Raw genomic sequence first — 26,763 nt, 5'->3', positions numbered from 1 at the left:
CTTAGCCTGACGTCATGGATACAGCTTCGGCCGCGACTTTTGGAATGTCAGCCCGATCAATACCGATGTCGGTCAATTCCCGCGTCGACATTGCAGACAATTCTCGGTGGGTTTCGTCGTAGGCCGCATTGATCTTGCGTTGCGCTGCCCAGTTTGCACGGATGCGATCCATCGCATGCGCAAAGCTGTGGAACGGATGACGATGTAAGATGTTTTGGTGTGTCATATTCATTCTCCCTATCAATGCGCAGACGACAATTTCGCTGCGGTCTTCGCAGCAATAGGCTTGTGCGAGAACAAACCACGCAGTGTTGCCAAACCAGATTTTACGGATGTGGCAATGTATTCGGCGCGCATTTGATGCGCTTGCGCGATGTATTGATCGACAGTTGCGGGACTTGGGGCCGGTTGCGTCGATGCGGTGGATGTATGTGTATTCATGGTCTCCTCATTTCGTTGGGGCGGCGTCATTGCCGCTCTCAACACATGTGATCCCAACCGGCAAAGTCCTAACCATAGTCGCTATGCGGCATGCACATAGCTTGATGGTGCTATGCCCGAAACACCATGACACTGACCTGCGTCAGCACAGGGGTGGAAGAAACTCTCCAATCTGGTCGCGGACAAAGGGCATCAGGAAAGGCCACACATCATGACACTCACAATGGACCAAATGGGACAAAACCCGGCGTTTGAGCGGTTTCTGAGCGCCACGGTGGGCGAGGACGTGAATGGCATAAATATTTCCGTCCTTTCGATGCTGGCAAGGCTTGAAGTTGATCCATGGACCGAGGCTTCTAACTTGGCGGCGATGCCCAATGGGCCGGCACGTAAAAGATTAGATACTCTGATGACGCGCTTCAAAGATGTGCCGACACTGGGGCGCGATCAAGGCAAGGTGATCTCAGCACTTCTTGACCTTCTCCCCAGAAAGAGAACGGCCACAACTGCGAGGCCTGCGGATGAGCAGATCGACCTGCCCGCGCTGGCAATGCGTGTACCAATCTATGGGTATATCATCGCATTTCTCATTCTTGGCTGGATTATCAATCTTGCGCTTGGCCAATAGAATGCAGCGTATTTTGAACCTGACTTGCGCATATCATCCAACAAATCTGAACATGTGGACACTATGAAAACCGCTAACACCCTTTGGGATATGGAAGAGCATTTCTGGACAAGAGGTGCAGATAGCGCACGCCATATGACGGCAAAAGACGCCGTCTTTGTACTCCCCTACCCCGCGGGGATCCTACAAGGAGATGCTGCCTTTCGAGAGGCCGACGTCGCGCAAAGGTGGCGGTCTGTCGAGATGAGTGAGCGTCATTTTACCCAGCAAGACAACATCGCAGTTCTGGTCTACCACGCTTCTGCTGAACGGGGCGATGTGCCAATTTATCAAGCACTTTGCACGTCGACCTACGTCGATGATGACGGAACTTGGCTGCGCCTGACCCATCAACAAACCCCTTTGAATTGATTTGGCGATGGCAAGATGAACCTGCCGTCAGGCATTCATTTTCAAGCCACCTAACCTCAATCAGCATGGCATCTTTGGTCCTCCGCTAACGTCGCATCAACACCGCTGCCTTTTGGCGGTCCGGCAACAAAGGACGCGATCATGACCCAAACCACCTTAGACCCCGCCCCGAAAAAGACCCGATTCAGCTTTCCCTCAGCTTATACCATCCTGTTCGCGCTGATCGTGATTATTGCAGCGCTGACATGGGTGATCCCCGCAGGCGAATATGACCGCGTCGCCTCCGCGGCACTTGGCAAGGACGTGCCCGTTGCAGGCACCTACGCACTCACGGATGCCAACCCGCAGGGGTTCTTTGATGTTATCCTTGCGCCAATTGCAGGGTTCTATGATCCCGGCAGCTATACGGCTAACGCAATCGACGTGGCCCTGTTCGTGCTGATGATCGGTGGATTTATTGGGGTGGTCACGGCGACGGGAGCCATCGACGCTGGCATCAAACGCGCCATGACGCGCCTAAAGGGGCGTGAAAAATGGATGATCCCGATCTTGATGGCGCTCTTTGCGGCCGGTGGTTCAACCTATGGCATGGCAGAAGAAACGTTGGCGTTTTATGTAATCCTGACGCCCGTTATTATTGCAGCGGGGTATGACGCGCTAACAGCTGCGGCGGTGGTCATGCTGGGTGCAGGTGTGGGTGTTCTCGGTTCAACCGTGAACGCTTTTTCCACCGTTATCGCGTCGGATGCAGCAGGTATCCCTTTCACCGATGGGTTGATGCTGCGCTTTGTTATCCTTGGGCTGACATTCGCGGCCACCGTGGCCTACGTCATGCGCTATGCCGCACGGGTCAAAGCCGATCCATCCCGTAGTCTTGTGTTTGATCTCAAGGCCGCGAATGAAGCACATTTTCGGAACACGTCCGAAGCCACAACTGACTTCACAGGGCTACAAAAGATCGTCCTCATCCTGTTCGGCACAACCTTTGCCGTCATGATCTGGGGCGTGTCCCTTGGCGGCTGGTGGATGGCCGAAATGAGCGGGCTATTCCTTTTTGCAGGCATCGCCATCGGCTTGATCGGGCGTCTTGGTGAAAAAGGGTTGGTTGATGCTTTCGTTGGCGGTGCCCGCGATCTTTTGGGCGTAGCCCTCATCATCGGGCTTGCACGCGGTATCGTGGTGATCATGGACGCAGGCGACATGACCGATACGGTCCTACATTGGGCCGAAGGCACTGTCGCGGGTCTCAGCAATGTCGTGTTTATCAACGTGATGTACTGGATCGAGGTTGTGCTGGCGTTCTTTGTACCCTCAACCTCTGGTCTCGCTGTTCTGTCCATGCCTGTCCTTGCCCCAGTCGGTGATTTTGCGGGGGTCGAGCGCAGTTTGATCGTCACCGCATTCCAATCTGCCACGGGCGTCGTCAACCTTGTGACGCCCACATCCGCTGTGGTCATGGGCGGCCTTGCTATCGCCCGCGTTCCCTATGAGCGCTGGCTGCGCTTTGTCTGGCCCGTTCTTTTGGGTCTTACCATCATCATCATGGCCGCCCTCAGCATTGGCGCCCTCATGGGAGGAACCCCCGCATGACCTTGACTTATGGCGTTAATTCCGAGGCGGGCAAACTGCGCCGCGTTCTGGTGCATAAACCAGGGTCAGCAATGGCCAGGCTGACACCCAGTAACTGCGAAGAGCTACTGTTTGACGATGTGATCTGGGTCAAGCAGGCGCGGATTGAACACATGACCTTCGTGGATGCGATGCGCAATCGCGGGGTTGAGGTGGTATTTCTGCGCCAACTGTTGACCGAAACCTTGGCCGACATGGACGCCCGACGCTGGTTGTTGGAGGCGCGGATCAACGACAATACCGTTGGTATCGGTCTTGCCGACGATCTGCTGGCGCATTTGATGGAAGTCGATGCAAGGTTGCTGTCCACCATTCTGATTGGCGGTATGAGCCGCGCTGAATTGCCCATTGCCGCCAAAGGCGTTCTGGCCCCGATGCTAGAGCCTGCTGATTTCATCCTGCCACCCCTACCCAACCACATCTTCACACGCGACACGACCTGTTGGATTTATGGCGGTGTGACACTGAACCCAATGCACTGGCCTGCGCGCCGGTTAGAGACACTGAACCTTGCTGCGATCTATCGGTTCCACCCCGATTTCAAAGACGCCGATTTTCCCATCTGGTGGGGTGACCCAAAACTGGATCACGGCCCTGCCACCGTCGAAGGGGGCGATGTCATGCCGATCGGCAACGGCACCGTTCTGATCGGCATGGGCGAACGCACGACGCCGCAAGCGGTCGGTCAAATCGCCCGCGGCCTGTTTGCGGGCGGCGGTGCGACCCGTGTGATTGCCTGCCAGTTCCCCAAATCGCGCAGCGCGATGCATCTTGATACGGTGTTCACCTTCTGCGACCGCGATCTGGTCACTGTCTTTACCGAAGTCACAGACGCAATCCGCTGCACAAGCCTGCGCCCAACGGACCACAAAACCATTGCGGTTGAGGTGGAAACGAAACCTTTCCTCGAAGTCGTCGCAAACGCTTTGGGCATCAAAAAGCTGCGCACCGTGCCAACAGGCGGCGACGCATACGAGGCCGCACGCGAACAGTGGGACGATGCCAATAATCTGCTCTGCCTCGAGCCCGGCGTTGTCGTCGGCTACGAGCGTAACGTCGATTCAAACACACTCCTGCGCAAAGCAGGCGTCGAGGTCATCACGATCCCCGGATCCGAACTGGGGCGCGGACGTGGAGGATCACATTGCATGACCTGCCCCCTGATCCGCGATGCTGTTTGAGGAACATCTGGTGACACCACGGCAAGGTAAATTGAAAACGGTACCTATGGGCATTTGGATCGCAGCCGCAGTTGCGCTGGCCTTTGGCGCTTTGACAATTCTGTCTGGTGGCAGCGCTCTGTTTGGTCCGTCTGCCATGCGCGTAGCTGTGGGCGACGCTGTACCTTTTGTGTTGTGGTTCAACTTTTTGTCTGGCTTCGCCTACATGGCAGTCGGTTTGGGCATCGCACTGCGAATGGTATGGGCAAATCTGGCAGCTATCGCATTGGCCGTGGCCATTGTCGTAGTATTTGCCTTGCTTGGTTGGCACATCCTACAGGGCAACCCGTACGAGATGCGCACCGTGGGTGCCATGGTCCTGCGCGCAGGCATCTGGATCGCAATTGCGCTCTATTTGCGCGCCGTAACTTCCAAACAGTACCTGAAACCCTGACAACACGTCCAGATCCTCCACTTTTCATTCATTTGCTAAGGAACATCCCATGCCACAGAACCTACGCGGACGCAGTTTCGTTAAGCTGCTTGATTTCACACCTGATCAAATCCGGCACCTGCTGCAACTGGCTGCAAGCCTTAAGATGGCCAAAGCTGGCGGTTACGAGCGGCAAATGCTGGAGGGTAAAAACATTGCCCTGATCTTTGAAAAAGACAGCACCCGCACCCGCAGCGGTTTTGAGGTTGCAGCCTACGATCAAGGCGCACATGTCACCTATCTGGGTCCATCAGGCAGCCATATCGGCCATAAAGAAACGATGAAAGACACCGCTCGCGTTCTTGGCCGGTTCTATGACGGTATTGAATATCGCGGCTTTGGCCAGAAAGACGCCGAAGTGCTTGCCGAATTCTCGGGCGTGCCAGTCTTCAACGGGCTGACGGATGAATTCCACCCGACGCAAATACTTGCTGATCTGATGACGATGAAGGAATTCACCCATAAACATCTGTCCGACATTGCGTTCTGCTTTATGGGGGATGCGGGCAATAACATGGGCTCAAGCCTGTTGGTGGGTGCCGCCTTGATCGGTATGGATATCCGCCTGTGTGGCCCACAAAGTTGCTGGCCGGATAGCGATTTGGTCACACAGTGCCGCACAATCGCCGAGACCACGGGCGCGCGGATCACCCTGACCGAAAAGCATGCCGAAGGGCTAGAGGGCGCAGATTTCGTCTATACCGATGTCTGGGTGTCTATGGGCGAACCTGATGAGGTTTGGGAAGAGCGCATCGCGCTGCTGTCACCTTACCGCGTCACAATCGAAGTGATGGAAAAAACTAAGAAACCCTATGCAAAGTTCATGCATTGCCTTCCCGCCTTCCACAATCGCGACACCGAAGTTGGCGAAGATACTTTCCAGAAATTCGACATCGACTGCATGGAAGTGACCGAAGAGGTTTTTGAGTCCCCCGCCTCTGTCGTTTTTGATCAGGCGGAAAACCGGATGCACACGATCAAGGCAGTCCTTGTCGCCACGATGGGGGCCTGACATGCGCGTGGTCGTAGCCCTTGGCGGGAATGCATTGCTGCGTCGGGGCGAGCCGATGACGGCAGCCGTTCAACGGACAAACGTCAAGATTGCCGTCCTCGCACTTGCTGATCTGGCGCATGACCATGAGATCATTGTAGCCCATGGCAATGGACCGCAAGTTGGTCTTTTGGCGCTGCATGGGGCAGCCTATGACCCAGCCAAGCCATGGCCGCTGGATGTTCTGGGCGCCGAAACAGACGGCATGATCGGTTATCTGATCGAACAGGAACTTATGAATGCCCTGCCGACAGACGCACATTGCGCGACGCTGCTCAGCCGGGTTGAAGTCGATCCAAATGACCCTGCTTTTGCGAATCCAAACAAACCGATTGGTCCAGTCTATTCCGCCGATGAGGCGGCACAGGTCGCAAGCGAACACGGCTGGTCGATGGTAAGCGAAACATCGGGGAGCCGCAGACGGGTTGTACCGTCGCCCCTGCCCCTGCGGATCATCGGTCTGGATGCCATCAAGGCGCTGCTGGCCGCCAAGCATATCGTTATCTGCGCGGGCGGCGGCGGTATTCCGGTGATGCGTAATGCAATTGGCGAAATGGAGGGCGTCGAAGCCGTCATAGACAAGGACCGCACGTCCGCCCTTTTGGCTTTTGGTCTGAATGCTGATGCGCTGTTGCTGCTGACAGATGTGGCGGGCATCTATCGCAATTTTGGCGGCGATGATCAACGCATCATCGGGTCAATAACACCGTCCGAGATTGAAACCCTTGAACTACCGCTTGGATCCATGGGGCCAAAAGCTACTGCGGCTGCAGCTTTCATCAACGAAGGCGGCAAGTATGCGGGCATCGGTCAGCTTACAGATGCCCGTGCTATACTTGATGGATATGCCGGAACACGCGTGTACTCCAAAGGGCCTTCTTAAAGAATGGACTTCCCACCCTTCACGACAGATCTGAAAAACGGCACCTCTGTTCTGATCAGAGAGGTCACAAAAGACGACCGTCATCTGTTGGAGGTTGGTTTTGAGCACCTGTCATCCCGTGCAAAATACTTCCGTTTTCTAGGCGCACACAACGACCTAACGGAAAAGGAGTTGGACACGTTCACAGCGACCAACACGCCAGATCACGTCGCTGTTGGTGCCGTGTTGATTGGCACGGCCGAACCTGAACCGGTCGGCATTGCTCGTTATATTCGACTGCCCGACCAACCGCACGTTGCAGAAATCGCGATCACCATTTCCGACAGCTATCAGCACCTTGGACTTGGCAGCCTGCTGCTTAGCGTGTTGGGCAAATTTGCGCAAGAGGGCGGCATTACTGCGTTCAATGCTTTGGTCCACAGCGAAAACGCTGCCATGCGCGGGCTGCTGGACCATTTTGATTGTGCGCAGTCTTCGCATGTTGGCCCAGAGATGAATATCAGATTTCCTGTGGTCCCGGGTCCCGATCAACCAGTTGCAAAGGCGTGGCAAAAGACTCAGAAGTTTAAAGGTCTGAGCAAACCTGTATCAGTGTGGGAAGATGATGGCGGTGCGATACTCAAACTGTTCCCTGTTCAACAGTGAACAATCGACAAACGGGAAACACGTAGGCAGGGATATATCCCTGTCCCCCCTCTCTACCTGCGTGTTTCCCGTCTTGTGCGCAACGCATGCATGCAAAGAAGCCCTTTACTTCAACAATGGCCCAAGCTGATCCAGATAGCTCGTTTCAAAATCGGCAAACGCGGCTAACTTATCATAATCATCAAACGTAACATGCCCATCGCGAAATGTAGCCAAACCATCCTCGCGCAGCTGTCGCAGCACCCGATTAACATGCACAGCACTCAAGCCGATTGCATCGGCGATCAAATATTGGGTCAGCGGACAATCATATCCTGCCTTGCTGCCCAACCCAACAAGGGTCAATCTGTTGCCAAGTTCCAGCAGGAAATGGGCCATGCGTTCGGCCGCACCGCGCCGACCGATCCCGACCAGATGTTCCACCACCATCGCCTCATCACGGGACGCCGTCCAAAGAAGTGCTGTCGCCAGACGTGGTGTCTGCGCAAATGCCTCAAACAGATCAGCGGCAAAAACTTCGGTGACTTCTAAGTCTGTAACCGGCTCAACGCTGTGATCCGAGACGTGCAGGACCACACTGCGCAACCCCAAAAAGTCGCCCGGGATTTGGAAATCCACGATTTGTCGTTGGCCGTCATGCAAAAGTTTGTACGAACACGCCCAACCGGACAGAAGGATATAGGCGGCTTGATCCGCCTGCCCCTGATGCACCAAATCGCGTCCTGCGACAAAGGTACGCCTGCGTTTGTGCAATCTTTCGAGAACGGAAAGCTCCGCGTCAGACAGTGCGACAAAGGCGCTTAGTTTGCGCGCAAGTGGTCTCTTTTCGATGATAGTCCCCTTCCCCGAAATAATGAACACTTATCGACAAAAACCCGTCGTCGACTGATCTCGATCAGTCCGGTGTTTCTGGTATCTTGCAAGTTTGCCGTGACCGCTGCACGGGTCCCCTGCGCAAGCGCAACAGTCCGGAGAGGCCAACAATATGTCCCAGCATAGCACGCAATCAGGTATCGCAGCACTTTCAATTTGCGAGGCACTTCTGCTTGCACTGAATGACGCGAAGGTCCTGCCCGAACGGGAAATTATGGGTGTGCTTGAAGATGCCGCCGCCACACATGAAAATGCGGCCGGTTCTGACGCCGAGATAGAAGAACATAAAGCAGTTGCTTTGCTGATCGGGAAGATCATCGCTGGTGGGAATTCAGTGCGTCGGACATGATCCTAAAGACCAATGCCACAAGCAACAGCTCATATCGGTGTGGCTTCCGCCTCATTTCCAGAGGCCAGCGCACGCTTATCGAAGGTGCTAGGACAGATCGCTTCCTTGCACACATTCTGACTTAGGAAAGAATAAAACGCCTTGGCGCTAACCTGCGTCAGGTTTGGAAAATCTGACACGGCTATGACGGTACCAGTAACCTAGTTGGGAAAGGATAGACCAATGACAAAGAATGTATTTATCGTAGCGGCAATTGCCGCAATCGTCACAACATCCGCATCAGCGCAAACCTTGATTGGTCGTGACACTGTTGCAGGCGACCTGAACGAAGACCTGGTCGAAGCCATTGAAGACGATGCAGAGCGTGAACTTGACCGTTTCGGCAATGAGGGCCGCCCAGATGGCTTTGCCGGTTCTGTGGCACTGCGTGGTATCGTGCAAAGCGGCAACACAGATGCGACCAATATCGGTATTGGTTCTGACATGAACTATGTGTTCGGACCCAATGGTATTGAGTTGCAGTTGAACTATGCCTTCAGCGACGATGATGACTCTGCCTCAGAGGAAAGCTTGTTCTACGGGCTTGAGTATACCCGCGACCTGACCCCGCAATTCTTTGGTTTTGCCAAAGTGCAAGGTTCGGCTGACAGTGCAACAGACGCGCAGTATGAAACGGATACCTTCGTCAGCTTTGGTGCGGGCTACCGTGTTTTTAACGACGCAAATCGTCAGTGGTCTGTTCAGGCTGGCCCAGGCTACCGCTTTGCGGAACTCAACGACATCGGCGACGGTGACGTGGATGAAGGCGCTTTCGGCGTATCCTCTGACTATGCTCAGAAGCTGACTGAAACCGTCTTCCTGACCAATGATACCGATGCAATCTGGTCTGAATCTGACACTGTTGTCTTCAACGACTTGGCAATGAATGTGGCCATGACCAATACGCTTGCCTTGCGGACAAGCATCCTGACCGAGTTCCACACAGAACCCGGAACAGCAGAAGATACCGACAACACCTTAGGTGTCTCGCTCGTGTATTCGTACAATTAACGGATAGACATTCCCTCGTGGCACCTTTGGAAGGGGCGGGTCATTCCGCCCCTTTTTTATTCACTATTGCAATCCAAATGAACGAAGATTGCCATGTTATGGGTTCTATGTTTTCAACGCGGTATCAGACTTGGCGGTGGTGCAATCGGTCCCGGATCAATCACCTTGCGCTGCTTCAGATCGTAAACGACGCCCGGTGTCAGGACCGAATAGATCACGTTGGTAAGGGCAAAGGGATTGCCGTTTTCGACGTACCCAACATCGTTGATTTCAATGGCGCTGCCGTCGATCACGATCACCGTTCCGGCCCCAATCACGCGGGCTGTGGTTTCATCCTCGATCAGCAACCCTGTGTCTTCTCCAATGCCAAGGCCCAGCATTGCCGGATTGGTTGAAACCGCGTGGACGAGACGCGAGATGCGGGATCGCTCGACAAAATGGGTGTCAAAAATAGTGTCGTGGATCAACCCCAGCCCTTTGGTCATTTCGATCCCGCCTTTACGGAACGAGCGGAAGTTATTGTTTTGAAATATCATGCCTTCGGGAATAACCGCAGCACCGGCTGATGTTCCTGCAATGACACAACTGCCTGACTGGTATCTCTCCAAAAGCGCCTTATGTAGCGGCGTTCCACCGATCAACGACGACAGCCGAAGCTGGTCCCCGCCTCCAAACATGAAAAGTGTCGCCTTGCTGACTATCTCGGCGAGCGCCTCAGATCCGGCATCGGGACGCTCGCCGATATGGACAACATCCACTGCTTCAGGGCCGAAACTCAAAAACAACTGCTGGTAGTCACGCCCCCGGTCTTTCGGGTCTTCGCTTGCTGTTGGCACGATAACAACGCGCGCTTTGGGACCCCCAGCCAATGCGACCATCTCTTGAAAAATCTCGGAGTTTGCAGATTTCTCTTCATTTCCGCCGATTGGGATCAGATAACGTGGCATAGTCAATGGCTCCTAGGATTATGCAGTCTCTTCATCGCCACCAGCGCAAGCGCATTTGGCTAGCAATGAAGGTCGAGCCGTGTTAGTTGGAACGCGACATCTTGAGAAAACTGACGCCGTTTCTTGTCAGTGAGACCTGTCCCGTTCCAGTTTACCCAGACAGCGCGATTTGGGCGTTTGAACGTATGAAACAGCTAACAGTTTTCTAAACAGGTCGGGTTCAGTCACCCTGACCCGTTACATGCACCGTTTATCTTCAACAAGACAGCTTCATTTCGCCCTGCTCATGCAAATTGAGTCTGGCGTCCGTAGTGCGCTTAAAGCGCACGGAAGGTCATCACGTGAAAATTATAGAGCATCGGGCCCTGCGGGGACCAAATCGCTACAGTAGATATCAGGCAATCTTCATGCTGCTGGATATTGGCGCATACGAGCAGCAACCCTCTGACACCTTGGACGGTTTTACAGACCGCTTAATCACGCTGATCCCGACGTTGCAAAGTCATGGATGTTCCGTCGGCGGGCCAGGTGGGTTCATTCAACGACTGCGACGCGGCACATGGATTGGTCATATCGCCGAACATGTTGCCTTGGAATTGCAGTGTCTCGCTGGAATGGAAGTTGGGTTCGGCAAAACATATGACACCGATGGCGACGGCATCTACAAAGTTGTCTATCGCTACCGCGTTGAATCGGCCGGTCTTAAGGCGGGTGAAGCTGCTGTCGCATTGGTGGATGCACTCGCTCAGAACCAACCCTTTGATATCGATTCGGTGATCGCCGAGCTTAAAGACCTGCGAGAAAGCGATCTTCTGGGCCCTTCAACCAATAGCATTGTAGAAGAGGCGAAGCTGAGAGGCATCCCTGCTATACGCCTTAACACCGACAGCCACGTGCAATTGGGGTATGGCTGCAAGCAGCGTCATGTTCAGGCAACAATGACTGATCGTACCAGCGCAATTGGCGTTGAAATCGCTGATGAGAAGTTCAGAACGAAGGAACTTCTCAGCCGTGCCGGAATTCCGACGCCTGACGGCAGGGTCGCGATCTCACTGGTTGAAGCCACACAAATTGCCAATGATCTTGGCTATCCTGTCGCGGTCAAACCCGAGGTTGGCAATCATGGCAGGGGCATATCGGCCCGTGTGTCCGATGATAGCGAGCTTGAAACTGCCTTTGCGTCTGCTTTCGCGATTTGCACCAATGTCATCGTTGAGAAAACGATGACCGGATTTGATTTCCGAGTGCTTGTCATTGATGGAAACTTGGTCGCGGCAGCACGCCGCGAACCCGCGCATATCGTCGGAAATGGAACCTCTACGGTCCAACAGCTCATTGACCAGGTCAACGCAGACCCGCGACGCGGTATTGGTCATGAACGGGTGCTGACCGCTATAACAATTGATGACATGTCTCAGCGTCTGCTCGCGTTCCAAGACCGTACGCTTGATGGTGCATTGGCCGCAGGGGAAAAGCTATATCTGAAATCTACAGCCAATCTCAGCACCGGCGGCACAGCCTGTGACGTGACAGACAACGTGCATCAGGACGTTCGGCTGATGTGTGAACGGGTGGCGCGCATCATTGGCATGGATTGCATCGGGATAGATATCGTGGCTCCCGGCCTTGATCAACCGCTGCCTCACGGATCTGCTGGGATCGTCGAGGTTAACGCGGCCCCCGGTTTCAGGATGCATTTGGCACCAACGGAAGGCCAAGCCCGCGACGTGGCGAAGCCCTTTGTGGATATGCTGTTCCCGCCAGCGTTGGACATGAACGTTCCTATCATTGCGGTGACGGGAACAAACGGGAAAACGACGACCGCGAAACTGATCGCGCATACGCTCAAGTACAGCGGGCACATGGTTGGTTTTGCCGGGACAACGGGCGTTGCAATCGATGGTGTCGAAATCGTGGCGGGCGACTACAGTGGTCCTGAAGGGTCCAACATTGTTTTGCGCGAGCCAACCATTGACCATGCCGTTCTTGAAATTGCCCGTGGCGGCATCATTCGGCGGGGATTGGGCTTTGATAGTTGTGACGTCGGCGTTTTCCTGAATGTCGACGAAGACCATATCGGCGTCGACGGTGTTGAAGACTTAGAAGAGCTGTCTTTGGTCAAGGCAACGGTCATTGAAGTTGTCAAAGAAACAGGCGTGTCAGTCCTGAATGCGGATGACCCGATCGTTGCGGGGCTCGCGAACAGGGCGGGCGGTAGGGTCATCTACTTCTCGCTTCAGCCTAAAAATGAAATAATCAAGCAGCATCTTGGGATGGGTGGTACCGCCGTTGTCTTGCAGGAAGGTAACATCGTCATCCACTCCCCCGAACCCACCATTCACGTGTCCTCGGTTCTTGACGCACCGATCACCATGAGTGGTGCGGCCACGTTCAACATCGCAAATGTTCTGGCAGGTGTGGCAGCGCTGCACGGTCTGGGTCTACCTGTCGATATGATACGAAACGGCATCAGCACGTTTCACCCAAGCGCGTCCCAAAACCCTGGGCGCATGAACCTGATCGACTTTGTCACGTTCAAGGTAATTGTCGATTACGGACACAACACGCCTGCGGTGAAGGCCATGGGGCGCGTGCTGCCTCATCTGACAAAGGGGCAAAAGATTGTTGTGGCCCATGGCACTGGAACCAGGGTGGACGCGCAGATACAGGCATTTGGTGCCGCACTTTCAGACGTGTACGACAAAATCATTCTGGCCGATGCTGACCCGCGCGGGCGCACGCCCAGCGAAACCTCGGAATTGGTGCGATCTGGCGCTTTGGACAATGGATTCGCAGCGAGTGCCGTGGAAATCGTCAATGATCCGGACAAAGCTCTCGCGCGCGCGTTCGAAATTGTCCGCCCCGGTGATCTCATCGTTGTTCAAGTGAACGAAGTTGAACCTATGCTTCAGGCCGTCATGGCACATTTTGCGCGCATCGCGGGCCCTGCCAAAATTCTTAAGGCATTGCCCTAAGAGACAGCCCCTAAACTCCACATCGCCCCCCTCGTTTTTGATGAATCTAGGATAGGGACATCATGAAATACGACAATAATCGCCCACGAATGGCTGTCATACTTGCAGACGGTATTGGCTCTCCTCTCGGCCCTACGACAGACAGCAGCGCAAAATGTCTATCGCCCGTCGGCGGGTCCGTTATTCTTGAGCGTATCATCCGCAACTGCCTCAGCTGCGGCATGTCACAGTTTGTGCTTGTGCTTGGGCATAGGGCGGATGACATCAAGCAATTTGTGAACAAAACCTTTCGGGGCATTCGCATCACATATGTGATCAATGACAGATATCGCGAAACCAATAGCAGCTATGCGCTGATGTGCGCGGCGTCCACGGTCGGGTCTGCTGAGTTCGTAAAGTTGGATGCGGATACGCTGTTCGAAGTTAAAATTCTGCGTCAGCTTGTCGATGACGACCGCCCCAATGTGGTGTGCATCGACCGGAATGCCGTGCTTGGTGATGCTGACATCGGGATCTCGGCCTCGGCATCTTTGGCCCCGGCATCGCCAACGGGCTGATTTCCGGCGGACCGCAACTCAGCATGGGAGCCGCCGTTGGCACCGGGCTTGTCGCAGGCGGCGTCACCGCCGTCGGGATGGCCGGAACAGGCATGGCGGCAGGCGCTGCGGGACGCGGCGTGCTCGCCGGTGCCCACGGCGGGGCCGCAACCGTCGGTGGGGCGTCCGCAGCGTACAGCCTCGGATCCGCCGGACGAACCGGAGCCGCAGGGGTCGCCTATGGGGTCGGTAGTATCGCGCGGGCCGGTGCAGGTGTCGCCACCAGTCCCTTGCGCCGCGCCGCGTCAGCCTTGAGCGACAGCGCGCAGGGTGGCGCACGGGCAGCGGTTGCGGCCAGCGGCGGCGCTGTAACTGGCGGCGGCAGCCCCAATGCCCCGACACCTTCGTCCAGCCCGCCCGCTTGGGCCACCCGCATGGGTCGCGCGCAAACGCTTCACCATGGCGCGACCGCCGCCACCCATGCCCTGCGCTCAGGCGACAGCCCCGGCGGTGGCACCTCTGTCAGCCTTTCGGAAAGGGATCCCTAATGTTCAAACGCCCCTCGCTCACCTACGGCAAGACACCGGAACCCGAGACCCCCTATCAGAAGGCGGCACAGGTCTGGGACGACCGCATCGGCTCCGCCCGCGTGCAAGCCAAGAACTGGCGGCTGATGGCCTTCGGGTCCCTGTTTCTTTCAGCAGGACTGGCCTTCGGCCTCGTCTGGCAATCCGCGCAGGGCACCGTCGTACCCTGGGTCGTCGAGGTCGACCGACTGGGCGAGGCCCGCAGCGTCGCCCCCGCCACTGCCGAGTTCGAAGTGACCGACCCGCAGATCGCCTATCACCTCGCGCAGTTCATCGAACGGGTCCGCGCGATCCCGGCCGACCCCATCGTTGTGCGTCAAAACTGGCTGCGCGCCTATGAGTTCACCACCGATCGCGGCGCTATGGCGCTCAATGATTATGCCCGGTCCAACGATCCCTTCGCGCAGGTCGGCGAAGTCCAGATCTCGGTCGATGTCTCCAGCGTCATTCGCGCCTCACCAGACAGTTTCCGTATCGCCTGGACCGAGCGGCGCTATCAGGACGGCAGCCTCGCCGCGACCGAGCGCTGGACAGCGATCCTGACCATTTCGACCCAGCCACCGCGCAGCGCCGAACGGCTCCGGCAGAACCCGCTCGGCATCTACGTTCACGCCATCAACTGGTCACGGGAGCTACAGCAATGAGACGTTTACACACGACTACCCCCATCATCCTGACCGCCTGCCTTCTGCTCAGCGCCTGCGCGACCTACACGCCACCCGAGATCCACTACGACAGCGACGTCCCCGCCTTCCCCGAGCCTCCGCCGCCCGTGGTGGAAGAACCGCAGCGAGCGATCCACACGCCGCCGCCCTGGACCCCGTCGCGCGGCGGCGACGCGGATGCGGCCACCGCAGAGGCCCGCGTCATCAATGCCAACGCCGCCGCACGAGTCGAGCCTCGCCGCGAGGGCTACTACAACGCCATCCAGGTCTTTCCTTATAGCGAAGGCGCACTTTATCAGATCTATGCGGCCCCCGGTCAGATCACCAACATCGCGCTCCAACCCGGCGAGCAATTGACTGGCGCGGGGCCGATTGCAGCCGGAGACACCACGCGCTGGATCATCGGCGATACTGAGAGCGGCAATGGGCGCAGCGCCCGCGTCCATATCCTCGTCAAACCGACCCGGCCCGACATCTCCACAAATCTCGTCATCAACACCGACCGACGCACCTATCTGCTGGAACTGCGTGCCAATGAGACCTCCTACATGGCTTCCGTCGCCTGGTCCTATCCGCCGGGGCGTGCACAGCCACGATCGCCTGCAATCCAGCAGCCCGCGATCCCTCCGGCCAGCCATCGTAACTATCGCTATGGGCTGCAAGTTGAAGGGAACACGCCACCCTGGCGGCCAGACAGCGTGTTCGACGATGGCCGCCGCGTCTTTGTCATCTTCCCGCGTGGGATCGTGCAGGGCGAGATGCCGCCCCTCTTCGTGCTCGGGGCCGATGGAAGCACGGAATTGGTCAATACCCGCGTGATCCGCAACATCCTGATCGTTGACCGGCTCTTTGCTGCCGCTGAATTGCGCCTCGGACGTGACGACCAGCAGGTGGTCAGGATCGTGCGCACAGATGGGAGACCGCGCCCATGACCACGTCAGCCTCAGACCCAGCAGTGCCGCCATCGGCCAACCCAAGTGACCCGTTCCGGCTACGGCCAGATCCGCCCCGCGTCGTGCGCCTCTCCCGCAAGGTCCTCGGCGGCCTCGCCGTGATAACGGCCATTGGCATCGGCGGCACGCTGATCTTTGCCTTGCAAGATCGCCCGGCCCGGGACCGCCCTAGCGAGCTCTTCACCACGGAAAACCGCCCCACCGCCGACGAGCTGCGCCGCCTGCCTTCCGATTACAGCGGCATCCCACAACTCGGACCCGCCCTGCCCGGCGACCTCGGACGCCCTATCCTGCGAACACAAGACGCAGGGCAACCCGTCCCAGCCTCGCCCATGCCAGGCCCTGACCCGGCCGAGCAGCGCCGTCTGGCCGAAGAAGAGGCCGCCCGCACAAGCGAAGTGTTCTTTGCAACCCAATCACCGACCGCACCATCTGGCTTCGCTGCACCAAGTACTACAGCTCCGAGCAGCTTTCCGACTTCACAACCAAGCGGTGAAGTACAGACTGATCAAGATCGACAACTCGCCTTCCTCAATGCCCCCGTCGACCGTCGCACCGTTGCGCCCGACAGGATCACTGCACCCGCCTCGCCTTACGTCCTTCAGGCCGGGTCCGTCATTCCCGCCGCCCTCGTCACTGGCATTCGGTCTGACTTGCCGGGTCTAATCGTCGCTCAAGTGACCCAGAACGTCTATGACAGTCTGTCCGGGCGCTATTTGCTGCTGCCCCAAGGCTCTCGGCTCATCGGGGAATATGATAATGGCGTCGGATTTGGCCAAAGTCGCATCCTGCTGGTCTGGAACCGGATCATCCTGCCCGATGGCCAATCCATTGTTCTGGAACGACAGCCCGGAGCGGATAGCGCGGGATATGCAGGCCTCGAGGACGGCGTCGATCACCATTGGGGCGGTGTATTGAGGGCGGCGCTTCTTTCTACACTGCTTAACATCGGCGCCGAACTGGGGGCAGATGATGAAGACCCGATCGCCAGCGCCATCCGCGACGGAGCACAGGATACAATCGGTGACGCAGGCCGCGAAATCGTGCGTCGCCAGATTGATATTCCGCCGACCCTTACAATCAGGCCGGGGTTCCCCGTGCGCGTGATCGTGACCCGCGATCTGATCCTCGAACCACAGGGAGAACACTGATGACCAAGTTGAAACTGGGCGCTTTGTCGGACGACAAACCGGTCAAACTGACCGTGGAACTGCCAGCGCCTGTCCATCGCGATCTCGTCGCCTATGCAAAGTTGCTGGAACGACAAACCGGCCAACCCATTGCAAATCCAGCGAAACTGATCGGTCCGATGGTTGAACGTTTTATTGCAACGGACCGAGGCTTCGCGAAACTACGCCGAGCAAATACTAGCTCACCGCCTGGAAAGGGCGAATAGAGCAAACGACATCTTGCGTATTCACGTCATCGACATGTTAACCGAAATCGGATTGTGCAGCAGCCTGGCATCGGCATCGGCATCGGCATCGGCATCGGCATCGGCATCGGCATCGGAAGGTGACGATCAATTTGGCTGAAGGACAGTCTCATTGCAGTTCGCGTATCGTTTTCCGTTGCCCAGCTTATCCTTCAGCCAATTATTTCGTTGGCAGCTTCAGTTCATCCTACAATTCAGTCTCGCAACTCGATGAATCGTGTTGCTTACCGATAGTTCCCGAACGTAGGGTGCGCGACAACGAGACGAAAAATCCAATGATTTCAAAAGCCGCATCGTTTGACGTGCTCTTTGACGGTAAATGCGAATGGAAAAAAATATTTGTCTATCAATATCAAATCCTTAGAAGATCAGTTGATAATCGAGTGGGAATAATGGGTAAGCCCGGCAATGTGCGCCTCACAGGCACGATAGTGATTCCTGCAGACCAACTCGAAGATTTGGTTCCGCTTCTGGAAGAGCATATCGTGCTGACACGCAAGGAACCGGGCTGCCTTCATTTCGACGTTACACAAGACGCCGAAACCCCCGAACTGTTCCACGTCAGCGAACTGTTCACATGTGAAGACGCGTTTGCCACTCACCAAAAGAATGGCGCGGCTCGACGCTGGGGTCCGGCCAGCGCCAACCTGAGCAGAGATTTTCACAAAGAGACATTGTAGCGACTTGCAATTTCCCTTGCGTCAGGTGCAACTGCTCTGATGAATAATATCTTAAAGGCCGGGCTCTGGATGCTTGGCGCAATCGCATCATTCACCAGTATGGCAATCGCGGGACGTGCGGTTAGCTTTGAACTGGATACCTTTGAAATCATGCTGTTTCGCAGCATTACAGGTATCGTTGTTGTCTTGCTACTGGCCTTCGGATTGGGCACTGCAAAACAGATCAACGGTCAACGATTTGGTCTGCATTTTGTCAGGAATATCTTTCATTTCACCGGGCAAAACTTGTGGTTCTATGCGATCGCGACAATTCCGCTTGCCCAAGTCTTTGCGCTCGAGTTCACAACTCCTATTTGGGTGATCCTACTGTCGCCGCTAGTACTGCGCGAACGGCTGACACCGATTGGGCTATTAAGTGCGTTTTTAGGCTTTATCGGCATACTTATCGTCGCTCGCCCAGATGCTGCAACAATGAGCCCGGGCCTGCTTTCTGCCGCAGTATGCGCGATATTCTTTGCGCTCACTGCAATTTTCACACGCAAGCTGACCATGACAGAGCCGATCACCGTCATCATGTTTTATCTAACGACAATGCAAGCGGCATTTGGGCTGATTTGCGCCGGATACGACGGGGATATTCAACTGCCATCCATGCAAACCCTCCCTCTTATCATTATGATTGGATTCGCGGGTCTATTTGCGCATTTTTGCCTTACGCGCGCGCTCAGCCTTGCCCCTGCAAGCATCGTCATGCCAATCGATTTCATTCGGCTCCCGACCATCGCGGTGGTCGGCATGCTTGTCTATCATGAACCCATCCAACTCATAATTTTTGTAGGTGCCGCCCTAATCTTCGGTGCAAACTATTTGAACATCAGTTATGGGTCTGCTCAGAACAAACCGAGACATAAAATTAACTAAACTGTTCAGTTTATTGACGTTTTATGACGCCACGTTGGCGTGGCTCGGGTGACGCAGCGTCATTAATTGACGCAAAGGCAACCCACTCCTTAGGGTCGATCCACGAGGAGATTCATGACAGGGATGAGGACATGAAAAACGTATTTACAGCAGGAGCAGCTCTGCTGCTAACAACAAGCATCGCAAACGCCGGAGGGATTGATCGGTCGGGGAACCCGTATTCAGTCCTTTTCGAAGATGGCAACTATGTGCAGCTATCGTTTAGCTCTGCGACGCCGGATGTGTCTGGCGACTACCCAGCAGGATTCGGTGGCGGTTCTACTGAAAACATGGCGGAAAGCTATTTCAGCGCGGGCGTTGCACTAAAATATGCTGTGAACGACGACGTTGATGTCGCTGTAATGCTAAGCCAGCCTTACGGCGCCGATGCTAATTATACCGGTGGGCCATACACGGGCTTAGCCGCAGAATGGAACAGCACGCAGCTTTCTGTCGTTGGTAAATATCAAACATCAGACGCCGTGTCTGTCTATGGTGGTATTCGTGCTGTTCAGTCAGAGGCGACAATTACCATTCCACCGGCGCTTTTTGGCGGAGCCGAGTATTCTGCTGAGACTGAAAAAAACACACAGGTCGGATATATTCTTGGCGCTGCATACGAACGCCCTGAAATCGCTTTGCGTGTCGCTTTGACCTACGAAAGCGGAATGACACATGACTTTGAAACAACAGAGGCCGTAAACGGTAGTACTGTGCTCGAAAGCACAACTGACATCGAAATGCCGCAAGCGGTTACGCTAGATTTCCAATCAGGTATCGCTGAAGATACGCTTGTCTTTGGTTCGGTTCGTTGGTCCGAGTGGTCAGTTTGGGAGGTGCGCCCGGCATATTACCAAGGCGCAGCAAACGACCGCGTGACAGGTATTGACGATGATGTATTCACATACCGCATCGGTGTAGGCCGTCGTATCAACGATGACTTGTCCGTATTCGGTCGCGTGACATACGAAGATGCGAGCGGCGGTGACGCATCACGTCTTTCACCAACTGATGGATCAACAAGCATCGGTTTGGGCGGCAGCTACACAATGAACGGCGTCGAATTCACTGGTGGTATTGAATACGCAATGCTTGGTGATGCAACAGATGCATCCGGTGTCGAGTTCGAAGACAACTCAGCAGTCGGTGTTGGCCTGACTATCGGTTACAGCTTCTAAGCGCTAATCATAACTCTAGAACATAGCCCCGCCTAATCAGGCGGGGCTTTTTTCATATTTGGGTTGTGCCCCTTTCATCTCATGATCAATTTTCTCGTGAAACACGGTGCACACCAAGTGGCCCGAGAACGTATCAGACCTAAATTACTCTTATGGGATTTAGTCGCCGTAACAGCGTTATGACGCTATTCGGTTCAAAACGGCGCGTGCGGCGCGCAAACCGGGGGCTTCGCCACCGCGACCGAGCCGCTCCATCGTGATGGTCATCGCTTGGTTTTGCCCACTTGGGTCATCCAATACAGAAACCACAGCATCAGCGATGTCTGATGGCACGCAGTTTTTACCTATAAATTCTGGAATGACGCGGTTGTCAGACACAAGGTTAACAAGCGTGACAGTATCAACCAGCAACATGCGACTAATAATGATCCGGCTAAGCCACGCCATGTCATAGGCAATAACCATTGGTGTGCCGTTTGCTGCCAGTTCCAAGGACACTGTGCCAGACGCCGCAAGCGCGACGTCAGCCCGCTTAAACCACCCTGCTTTATCGGGGCTATCGGGAGGTAATATCGTTACAGGCACATTCCAGTCTGACGTTTTTTCCTGAACAAGATCATAAACACCGCTTGTTGTCGGAATCACGAACATAGCATCAGGTACCTGCGCTGCAATCTGTTGGACTGCCACACCAAACCGCTCAGCAAGCCGTCCGACCTCACCCTTACGGCTCCCCGGCAGAACGAGCACTACAGTGCCCTGCCCCAACGCTTCCGCCTCGACTTGCGTTGCAACCGGTTCAGCAACAACCGGGTGACCAACAAAGTCGCAATCCATCCCAGCAGCCTGCATATACGGTGGTTCAAATGGGAAAAGTGCCAGCACATGATCAATATGCTGTGCCATCTTCGCAGCCCGTCCAGCACGCCAAGCCCATACGGTCGGTGCCACATAATGCACTATTCTAATATTGCTTTTTGCTTTCACCGACTTAGCAACCCGGAGACAAAAATCGGGGCTGTCAATTGTGATTAACACATCAGGTTGCGTCGCAATAATTGCATCGGCCATTTCGCGAATACGCGCTTTTAGTGCGCGGTACTTTGGCAATATCTCAGCTAGGCCCATGACACTGAGCTCATCCATCGGAAATCGCGAAACCAGCCCCTCGGCCTGCATCAAAGGGCCCCCAACACCGTCAAATGTCACATCAGGGCACAATGTCTTTAGGCCCGCCATCATCGCGCCGCCTAGCTTGTCACCCGAAGGTTCGCCTGCAATGGTAAAGACCTTCATGCCCCACCTCTGGGACGCACCCATAAAAACATGCCCTGCGCATCAAGGATGCGGCGCACAGCTGGCAGATCGAGAACCATAACACCGCCGGATTCGATCACGATGCCATCCAAACTGGCTGCGGCTTTTGCCGTCGCTGGCCCAATAAGCGGTAAATCGGCACGCCAGTCCTGATTAGGTTTTGGGGCCTTAAATAGGATGCCGCCTTTCCCGGTCGCGCGGGCCAGCATCGCATCAGTACCATTCGCATCTTCGCGTAACATAACTTCAGCGAACCGCACAATACAGGCTTGACCAGTGTCCGCATGTCCCATTTGTGCGACGCATGCCTCACCTGTAAACGCGTCAACGGTATGATCAGAGGCAGGCCCAGTTTTTGTCAACACACCGGAACGTGGTAGAAGGTCGCGCGCAACATCATGGGCTGCCATGACCTTGAACCCGTGTTCCTCGAGGATTGTGATGATGATGCGCAGTGCCCCGTCATCACCTTGAGTTAAAGCCGCTTGAACCTTTGGCACAAGCGGCATTGTCGCAGCATCAATCTGTGAGGGGTCAATCTGCGGGCGGCGTACTGCGCCAGCCATACAAATTTGGGTTACGCCACGCGCCTGAAGATCGGCAAGGAAACTGCCCAGATGCTCCATTCGGAACGTAATATCAGGCGTCAGGCTTGGTTCAAAACCTCGCATGGCACAAACTAGCGGTCGCTCAGGCAGCCGCGCGACCAACGCGGGCGGCAAATCCCCCGTCCCTGCAATCAACGCAAGCATCAGCCGGGCGTCAAAAAATTACGGTCGGAATCGCCCAAAATGAACGCCACCATCTGCTGCACATAGTCGCTATCGCTTTCTGCTGCCAAACGTTTCGCGCGCTCCTGAAATGTACCTTCGCCATCTTTTAGCATCTGAAATGCCGCCCGTAGCGCCGTAATGTCAGAACGCGCAACGCCCTTACGTTTTAATCCCACAAGGTTCAGCCCATCCAGCACCCCACGCGGGCCTTGGACCAACCCGTGTGGGACGACATCGTTTGTAACCATTGTAACGGCACCGATAATAGCACCCTTACCGATCCGCACCCATTGATGCACACCACAAAGCCCGCCGATGATCACGTCGTCTTCAATCACACAATGCCCTGCGACTGCCGATGAATTCACGACAATCACACGGTCACCAATTTTGGCGTCATGTGCAATGTGACAGCCAGCCATAAATAACCCGTCATCACCAACACGCGTTTCACCACCACCTTGTGCGGTTCCAGTGTTCATTGTCACATGTTCACGAATGCGGTTACGCGCACCGATACGCAAGCGTGTTTGTTCACCGTCAAATTTCAAATCCTGCGGGATCTCACCAATCACAGCGAAGGAGAAAATTACGGTGTCGTCGCCGACATGCGTATCGCCATCGATCACAACGTGGCTTTTCAGCGTCACCCGTTCGCCCAACACGACGTTTGGGCCTATCACGCAGAATGGACCGATGGTGCAGTCCGCCCCGATCACAGCCCCGTCTGAGATCACAGATGAAGGGTGAATATTGCTCATTCTTTTGGGATGTCCATCATCGCAGTAAATTCTGCTTCAGCAGCCATTTCACCATCGACGGTTGCGACACCTTTGAATTTCCAAACTTTTCCGCCCGGTTTACCCCGCGTTGTTTCAACATGCATTTCCAGCACATCCCCCGGAACAACCTTGCGGCGGAACTTGCAACCATCAATAGCCATGAAATAGACAAGCAAATTACCCTCGGTGAGACCCAAAGTCGCACCAACCATCACAGCTGTCGTCTGCGCCATGGCTTCTACGATTGTGACTCCGGGCATGATTGGGTTGCCCGGAAAATGACCCTGAAAATGCGGTTCATTCATTGTGACGTTCTTTATGCCGACCGCCGAAGTTGTACCATTGATGCTGTGAACCTTATCCACCAACAAAAATGGATACCGATGTGGTAGAATTTTTTGGATCAAAAGAATGTCGGCTTCGGTGACGGGATCAGACATCGGATGGTATTCCTTGTTATTGCTGCTGATCTGAGTACCAAGGGAAAGCCGCGCGGGCAAGCACGCGGTTATCGTGTTCCGTCACCTAACTCTGCATCCACGCGGACAATAACGTCGTCAGTGATGTTGGCTTCGCGCACTGACATGACCACGCTGCGCTGCTCCATCACGATCACCGCCCCGCGTTCAATCATAAGATTACCAATCACGCCTTGAACGCGATCCTCGAACACGGTGCGCTGCTCCGCATTTTCTGTTTGCAGCTCAATGTTTTTTGCATCGCGTACACGCCGCACTTCTTCGACCTTCACGTCAAAGGCATCGGCTTCGGCGCGAAACTCTTCTGGCGTCATGTCTGGACGACGTAAAGTAAGACTGCGTTCCTCTTCGGTAAGCGTTGCAACGATTTGTTCGTTTTCCGCCTGCACAGCTTGTATGGCAGCGTTCAAATCTGCAGCAATCCGGCGACCATACAAGGTTTCGTAATAAATACGATCACTATCGATAATCAAAATTTGTGGCGCGGCATTCTGCGCAGCAGCTGGCATTGCCAGCAACAGCCAAACCAGAATGCCGCGCCACAGTCTCATTAGAAGCTCGTTGAAATCGTTACATCGAACGCTTTGGTGTTGTCGCGGTCTTGCGAATCCAAATCTTCGGTAAAGTTAAACCTCAGCGGACCAATTGGCGTCGTCCAGAAGACTGACACCCCCGCAACAGCACGTGGGGTGAAATCGTCATAGATCACGTCTTCACCATATGTTTCACCGACATTCCAAACGGAACCATAGTCAATGAACGCACCACCCGTCAGGCCATATTCGCTTGGCAAACCTAATGGAAATTCAGTTTCCAAACGCAACACTGCGTAAGCGTTACCACCAAGCGCATCATCGGTATCATCATCACGAGGACCGATGCCGCCGGCCTCAAACCCGCGCATCACACGGCTTCCCATAAAGAAACGGTCGGTTACGCGGCTGCTACCGTCTTGATACTCAAGATAGCCACCTTCCAAGGTCGCGCGCAACGTGACTTCTTCGTTCAAAACTTTGGCCTCTGCCCCAGCAAGCGCAGTCGATTTGATAAACTGCGTATCGCCAAATCCAAATTCTTGCCCAAAGCGCAGCAACACGCCTGCATTCGGGTTCAGCCCAGTGCGCCGCGTATCATAACTATAGGTATACCCAAGGGAGTTCGTGGTCACAGCACCTTCGGCAGCTTCGTTATGAATAATTTGGCTTGCATCGTCGTCGACATCAGTGAGATCGTTGTAATCCAACGCATATAATACAGTCAGTCGGCCGTTTTCGCTCACCGGGAAGCTGAGTGACGGGCTAAAACGTAAGCTTTCTGTATCATAAAGCGCGTTTTCGTTGTTTGTTGTCGCATAGGATAGGTCGACCCCCAAACGCAGATCACGACCCAAAAGCTGTGGTTCAGTAAAGCCGAACGTCAAACGGCGATTTGACTCCGCGGTAGACAGGTCAAAGTTCAGACGCTGCCCCCTGCCTTGAAAGTTTGATTGTTTGTACGACGCAATCAAACCAACACCAGTGTCACTGTTATAGTTCGCACCAAAGCTAAGGCTACCGGTCGGACCTTCGACAACATCAACATCAACGATAACTTGGTTTTCAGTGGTGCCCTGACGTGCGTTTACATCAACGTTTTGAAAAAAACCAAGTGAACGAATACGGCTTGCGCTATCGCGAATGGCACGGGGGTTGAATGGATCACCCTCAACCACTTCGACACGGTTACGAATAACCCGGTCAAGCGTTGTTCCGTTGCCTTCAATGTCGATGCGTTCGACAAAAATACGTGGACCCGGCACCAACACGTAAGCAAGATCAAGCGTCAAATCGCGTGGGTTCCGTGTGATCCGCGTGTCAACTTGAACAAAGTTAACACCGCGGTTGACGGCCAAACGTTCAATACGCGTAATATCAGTTTCAATCGGAACAGGTGAATATGTCGCCCCGCCACGCACGCGAATGGCATCCTGATAAGGCGCTGGATCAAGGCCTTCGATTTCGCTTGATACCGTTACCGAGCCAAATTCGAACTTTTGCCCTTCACGCAGGTTGTAGGTCACCAGATACGCATCACGCTCGCGTGTAAGTGCAACATCGACGTTCTGAACAACGAAATCTGGGTATCCGCGCGAATGGTAAAAATCAGTAAGAAGCTCGCGGTCAGCAGCGACGCGGTCAGGTGAATATGTGTCGCGGCGGATTAATGCGCGCAACGGGCCGGCTTGTTTCGTATCCAGCACCCGCTGAAGACGCGATTCAGAATAGGTACGATTACCGAGAAACGATATCCGCTCAATCTCGGTCACGGCGGATTCAGTCACGACAAAGACCAGATCAACGCGGTTATCTGAAAGAGGGATAATGCTTGGTGTTACGGTAGCGTTAATACGACCCTGCTGCGCGTATGCTTGGGTAATTGCGGCGGTGTCTGCTTCGGCCTGCGTCGGGTTATAAACCCGGCGGCTCTCGGACTGGACGATTTGCAGCAACTCGCTATCGCGAAGGCGTGCGTTACCTTCAATGTTGATACGGTTGATAGTTGGGTATTCCGTAACACGGATCGTCAACGTTGACCCGCTTGGAACGACTTCGACGGTTTCAAACAGCCCTGACGCACGGATTTTCTGCGCCGCATCATTTAATGCGCCAGTACTTAACGATTCACCTTGCGAAATACCTGCATACGTAAGGATGGTCCCATCCGCGACACGCTGGTTGCCTTCGATGGATACGTTATTGAAAACAAAGCCCTGCGCGGACACAGCCCCAGCCGCAAGAACCGCGACAACCGCACCGATACTTATCTGGCGAAATGTCGCCCCGCCCTGCGCAATAACGCGCCCCCAATTTTTATGCATTTTGCTCGCCTGTTTTTAATATCCAG

The 26,763-nt window shown here is 54.9% G+C and carries 30 protein-coding genes; 20 read left to right on the top strand and 10 right to left on the bottom strand.

Translation table 11 applies throughout. The annotated features are described in order from the left end of the window. Position 1: 1 nt before the first annotated feature. Both CLV80_RS01905 and CLV80_RS01900 read right to left on the bottom strand, forming a co-directional pair. Positions 2–226 carry a DUF1127 domain-containing protein gene (locus tag CLV80_RS01905; RefSeq protein ID WP_243394356.1) on the bottom strand — a complete coding sequence of 75 codons (225 nt, stop codon included), beginning with the start codon at positions 224–226 and terminating at the stop codon, positions 2–4. 14 nt (positions 227–240) lie between these two features. Beyond that, positions 241–441, bottom strand: a complete 201-nt coding sequence (locus tag CLV80_RS01900) for an RSP_7527 family protein (protein WP_106354174.1) — start codon at positions 439–441, stop codon at positions 241–243. Between the two features lie 211 nt (positions 442–652). Here CLV80_RS01900 and CLV80_RS01895 point away from each other — a divergent pair, with 211 nt between their 5' ends. The 8 genes from CLV80_RS01895 (at position 653) to CLV80_RS01860 (ending at position 7,341) form a co-directional block, all read left to right on the top strand. Then, positions 653–1,069 carry a hypothetical protein gene (locus tag CLV80_RS01895; RefSeq protein WP_106354172.1) on the top strand — a complete coding sequence of 139 codons (417 nt, stop codon included), beginning with the start codon at positions 653–655 and terminating at the stop codon, positions 1,067–1,069. Between the two features lie 63 nt (positions 1,070–1,132). After that, on the top strand, positions 1,133–1,480 hold the full coding sequence (locus CLV80_RS01890) for a hypothetical protein (RefSeq protein WP_165793293.1): 348 nt from the start codon (positions 1,133–1,135) through the stop codon (positions 1,478–1,480). 141 nt (positions 1,481–1,621) lie between these two features. Next, positions 1,622–3,070: a YfcC family protein gene (locus CLV80_RS01885; protein WP_106354170.1), complete on the top strand. Its 1,449-nt coding sequence runs from the start codon at positions 1,622–1,624 to the stop codon at positions 3,068–3,070. Continuing rightward, entirely contained in the window at positions 3,067–4,290 is a 1,224-nt protein-coding gene (arcA, locus tag CLV80_RS01880; RefSeq protein ID WP_106354168.1) for an arginine deiminase, read from the top strand. Before CLV80_RS01885 ends, arcA begins: the two co-directional genes overlap by 4 nt. A gap of 10 nt (positions 4,291–4,300) precedes the next feature. Continuing rightward, positions 4,301–4,723, top strand: coding sequence for a hypothetical protein (locus tag CLV80_RS01875; RefSeq protein WP_243394353.1), 423 nt, complete (start codon positions 4,301–4,303; stop codon positions 4,721–4,723). A gap of 49 nt (positions 4,724–4,772) precedes the next feature. Continuing rightward, positions 4,773–5,774: an ornithine carbamoyltransferase gene (argF, locus tag CLV80_RS01870; protein ID WP_106354166.1), complete on the top strand. Its 1,002-nt coding sequence runs from the start codon at positions 4,773–4,775 to the stop codon at positions 5,772–5,774. A gap of 1 nt (position 5,775) precedes the next feature. Next, on the top strand, positions 5,776–6,696 hold the full coding sequence (locus tag CLV80_RS01865; RefSeq protein WP_106354164.1) for a carbamate kinase: 921 nt from the start codon (positions 5,776–5,778) through the stop codon (positions 6,694–6,696). Positions 6,697–6,699: 3 nt separating this feature from the next. Next, the gene (locus CLV80_RS01860; protein WP_106354162.1) at positions 6,700–7,341 is read left to right on the top strand and encodes a GNAT family N-acetyltransferase; all 642 of its coding nucleotides are present in this window, start codon (positions 6,700–6,702) and stop codon (positions 7,339–7,341) included. 105 nt (positions 7,342–7,446) lie between these two features. Here CLV80_RS01860 and CLV80_RS01855 read toward each other — a convergent pair whose 3' ends face one another. Further along, positions 7,447–8,202 (bottom strand): Crp/Fnr family transcriptional regulator, encoded by a 756-nt coding sequence (locus CLV80_RS01855; protein ID WP_243394350.1) that lies wholly within the window; start codon positions 8,200–8,202, stop codon positions 7,447–7,449. A 124-nt stretch (positions 8,203–8,326) separates the two neighbouring features. Here CLV80_RS01855 and CLV80_RS01850 point away from each other — a divergent pair, with 124 nt between their 5' ends. Both CLV80_RS01850 and CLV80_RS01845 read left to right on the top strand, forming a co-directional pair. Next, positions 8,327–8,563: a hypothetical protein gene (locus tag CLV80_RS01850; protein WP_106354160.1), complete on the top strand. Its 237-nt coding sequence runs from the start codon at positions 8,327–8,329 to the stop codon at positions 8,561–8,563. A gap of 222 nt (positions 8,564–8,785) precedes the next feature. Continuing rightward, positions 8,786–9,613: a DUF481 domain-containing protein gene (locus tag CLV80_RS01845; protein WP_106354157.1), complete on the top strand. Its 828-nt coding sequence runs from the start codon at positions 8,786–8,788 to the stop codon at positions 9,611–9,613. Between the two features lie 113 nt (positions 9,614–9,726). On the opposite strand, the gene CLV80_RS01840 is transcribed toward CLV80_RS01845, so the two are convergent. After that, positions 9,727–10,560 (bottom strand): cyanophycinase, encoded by an 834-nt coding sequence (locus tag CLV80_RS01840; RefSeq protein ID WP_106354154.1) that lies wholly within the window; start codon positions 10,558–10,560, stop codon positions 9,727–9,729. A 311-nt stretch (positions 10,561–10,871) separates the two neighbouring features. Between CLV80_RS01840 and cphA the strand changes: the two genes are divergently transcribed. From cphA to CLV80_RS01790, 10 genes are all read left to right on the top strand, one after another. Next, on the top strand, positions 10,872–13,535 hold the full coding sequence (cphA, locus tag CLV80_RS01835; protein WP_311135511.1) for a cyanophycin synthetase: 2,664 nt from the start codon (positions 10,872–10,874) through the stop codon (positions 13,533–13,535). Between the two features lie 62 nt (positions 13,536–13,597). Then, a complete protein-coding gene (locus CLV80_RS01830) occupies positions 13,598–14,092 on the top strand; it encodes a phosphocholine cytidylyltransferase family protein (protein ID WP_106354149.1) in 495 nt (164 codons plus the stop codon). A 23-nt stretch (positions 14,093–14,115) separates the two neighbouring features. Further along, positions 14,116–14,619, top strand: a complete 504-nt coding sequence (locus tag CLV80_RS01825; protein WP_106354147.1) for a TrbL/VirB6 family protein — start codon at positions 14,116–14,118, stop codon at positions 14,617–14,619. Beyond that, entirely contained in the window at positions 14,619–15,302 is a 684-nt protein-coding gene (trbF, locus tag CLV80_RS01820; protein ID WP_106354145.1) for a conjugal transfer protein TrbF, read from the top strand. Before CLV80_RS01825 ends, trbF begins: the two co-directional genes overlap by 1 nt. Further along, a complete protein-coding gene (gene trbG, locus CLV80_RS01815; RefSeq protein ID WP_106354143.1) occupies positions 15,299–16,255 on the top strand; it encodes a P-type conjugative transfer protein TrbG in 957 nt (318 codons plus the stop codon). The genes trbF and trbG overlap by 4 nt, the downstream gene beginning before the upstream one ends. Next, positions 16,252–17,427 carry a TraB/TrbI/VirB10 family type IV secretion system protein gene (locus tag CLV80_RS01810; RefSeq protein ID WP_106354141.1) on the top strand — a complete coding sequence of 392 codons (1,176 nt, stop codon included), beginning with the start codon at positions 16,252–16,254 and terminating at the stop codon, positions 17,425–17,427. The genes trbG and CLV80_RS01810 overlap by 4 nt, the downstream gene beginning before the upstream one ends. Then, positions 17,427–17,672 carry a DUF2274 domain-containing protein gene (locus tag CLV80_RS01805; protein ID WP_106354139.1) on the top strand — a complete coding sequence of 82 codons (246 nt, stop codon included), beginning with the start codon at positions 17,427–17,429 and terminating at the stop codon, positions 17,670–17,672. Before CLV80_RS01810 ends, CLV80_RS01805 begins: the two co-directional genes overlap by 1 nt. A 131-nt stretch (positions 17,673–17,803) precedes the next feature. Then, the gene (locus CLV80_RS01800; RefSeq protein WP_165793292.1) at positions 17,804–18,391 is read left to right on the top strand and encodes a putative quinol monooxygenase; all 588 of its coding nucleotides are present in this window, start codon (positions 17,804–17,806) and stop codon (positions 18,389–18,391) included. Positions 18,392–18,430: 39 nt separating this feature from the next. Then, positions 18,431–19,312 (top strand): DMT family transporter, encoded by an 882-nt coding sequence (locus CLV80_RS01795; RefSeq protein ID WP_106354134.1) that lies wholly within the window; start codon positions 18,431–18,433, stop codon positions 19,310–19,312. 131 nt (positions 19,313–19,443) lie between these two features. Continuing rightward, positions 19,444–20,529, top strand: coding sequence for an OmpP1/FadL family transporter (locus tag CLV80_RS01790; RefSeq protein WP_165793291.1), 1,086 nt, complete (start codon positions 19,444–19,446; stop codon positions 20,527–20,529). A 177-nt stretch (positions 20,530–20,706) separates the two neighbouring features. On the opposite strand, the gene lpxB is transcribed toward CLV80_RS01790, so the two are convergent. From lpxB to bamA, 6 genes are all read right to left on the bottom strand, one after another. Next, on the bottom strand, positions 20,707–21,825 hold the full coding sequence (lpxB, locus tag CLV80_RS01785) for a lipid-A-disaccharide synthase (RefSeq protein WP_106354130.1): 1,119 nt from the start codon (positions 21,823–21,825) through the stop codon (positions 20,707–20,709). Then, positions 21,822–22,598, bottom strand: a complete 777-nt coding sequence (locus CLV80_RS01780) for an LpxI family protein (protein WP_106354128.1) — start codon at positions 22,596–22,598, stop codon at positions 21,822–21,824. The genes lpxB and CLV80_RS01780 overlap by 4 nt, the downstream gene beginning before the upstream one ends. Then, positions 22,598–23,380 carry an acyl-ACP--UDP-N-acetylglucosamine O-acyltransferase gene (lpxA, locus tag CLV80_RS01775; RefSeq protein WP_106354126.1) on the bottom strand — a complete coding sequence of 261 codons (783 nt, stop codon included), beginning with the start codon at positions 23,378–23,380 and terminating at the stop codon, positions 22,598–22,600. The genes CLV80_RS01780 and lpxA overlap by 1 nt, the downstream gene beginning before the upstream one ends. Beyond that, positions 23,377–23,841: a 3-hydroxyacyl-ACP dehydratase FabZ gene (gene fabZ, locus CLV80_RS01770; RefSeq protein WP_106354124.1), complete on the bottom strand. Its 465-nt coding sequence runs from the start codon at positions 23,839–23,841 to the stop codon at positions 23,377–23,379. The genes lpxA and fabZ overlap by 4 nt, the downstream gene beginning before the upstream one ends. 68 nt (positions 23,842–23,909) lie before the next feature. Then, positions 23,910–24,431, bottom strand: a complete 522-nt coding sequence (locus tag CLV80_RS01765) for an OmpH/Skp family outer membrane protein (protein WP_106354122.1) — start codon at positions 24,429–24,431, stop codon at positions 23,910–23,912. Further along, positions 24,431–26,737 (bottom strand): outer membrane protein assembly factor BamA, encoded by a 2,307-nt coding sequence (bamA, locus tag CLV80_RS01760; RefSeq protein ID WP_106354120.1) that lies wholly within the window; start codon positions 26,735–26,737, stop codon positions 24,431–24,433. The genes CLV80_RS01765 and bamA overlap by 1 nt, the downstream gene beginning before the upstream one ends. Positions 26,738–26,763 lie beyond the last annotated feature (26 nt).

The sequence above is a fragment of the Yoonia maritima genome, assembly GCF_003003285.1.
Taxonomy (GTDB): Bacteria; Pseudomonadota; Alphaproteobacteria; order Rhodobacterales; family Rhodobacteraceae; genus Yoonia; species Yoonia maritima.
The sequence above is the reverse complement of the archived record's forward strand: the minus strand, read 5'-3'. Positions and strand labels throughout refer to the sequence as shown.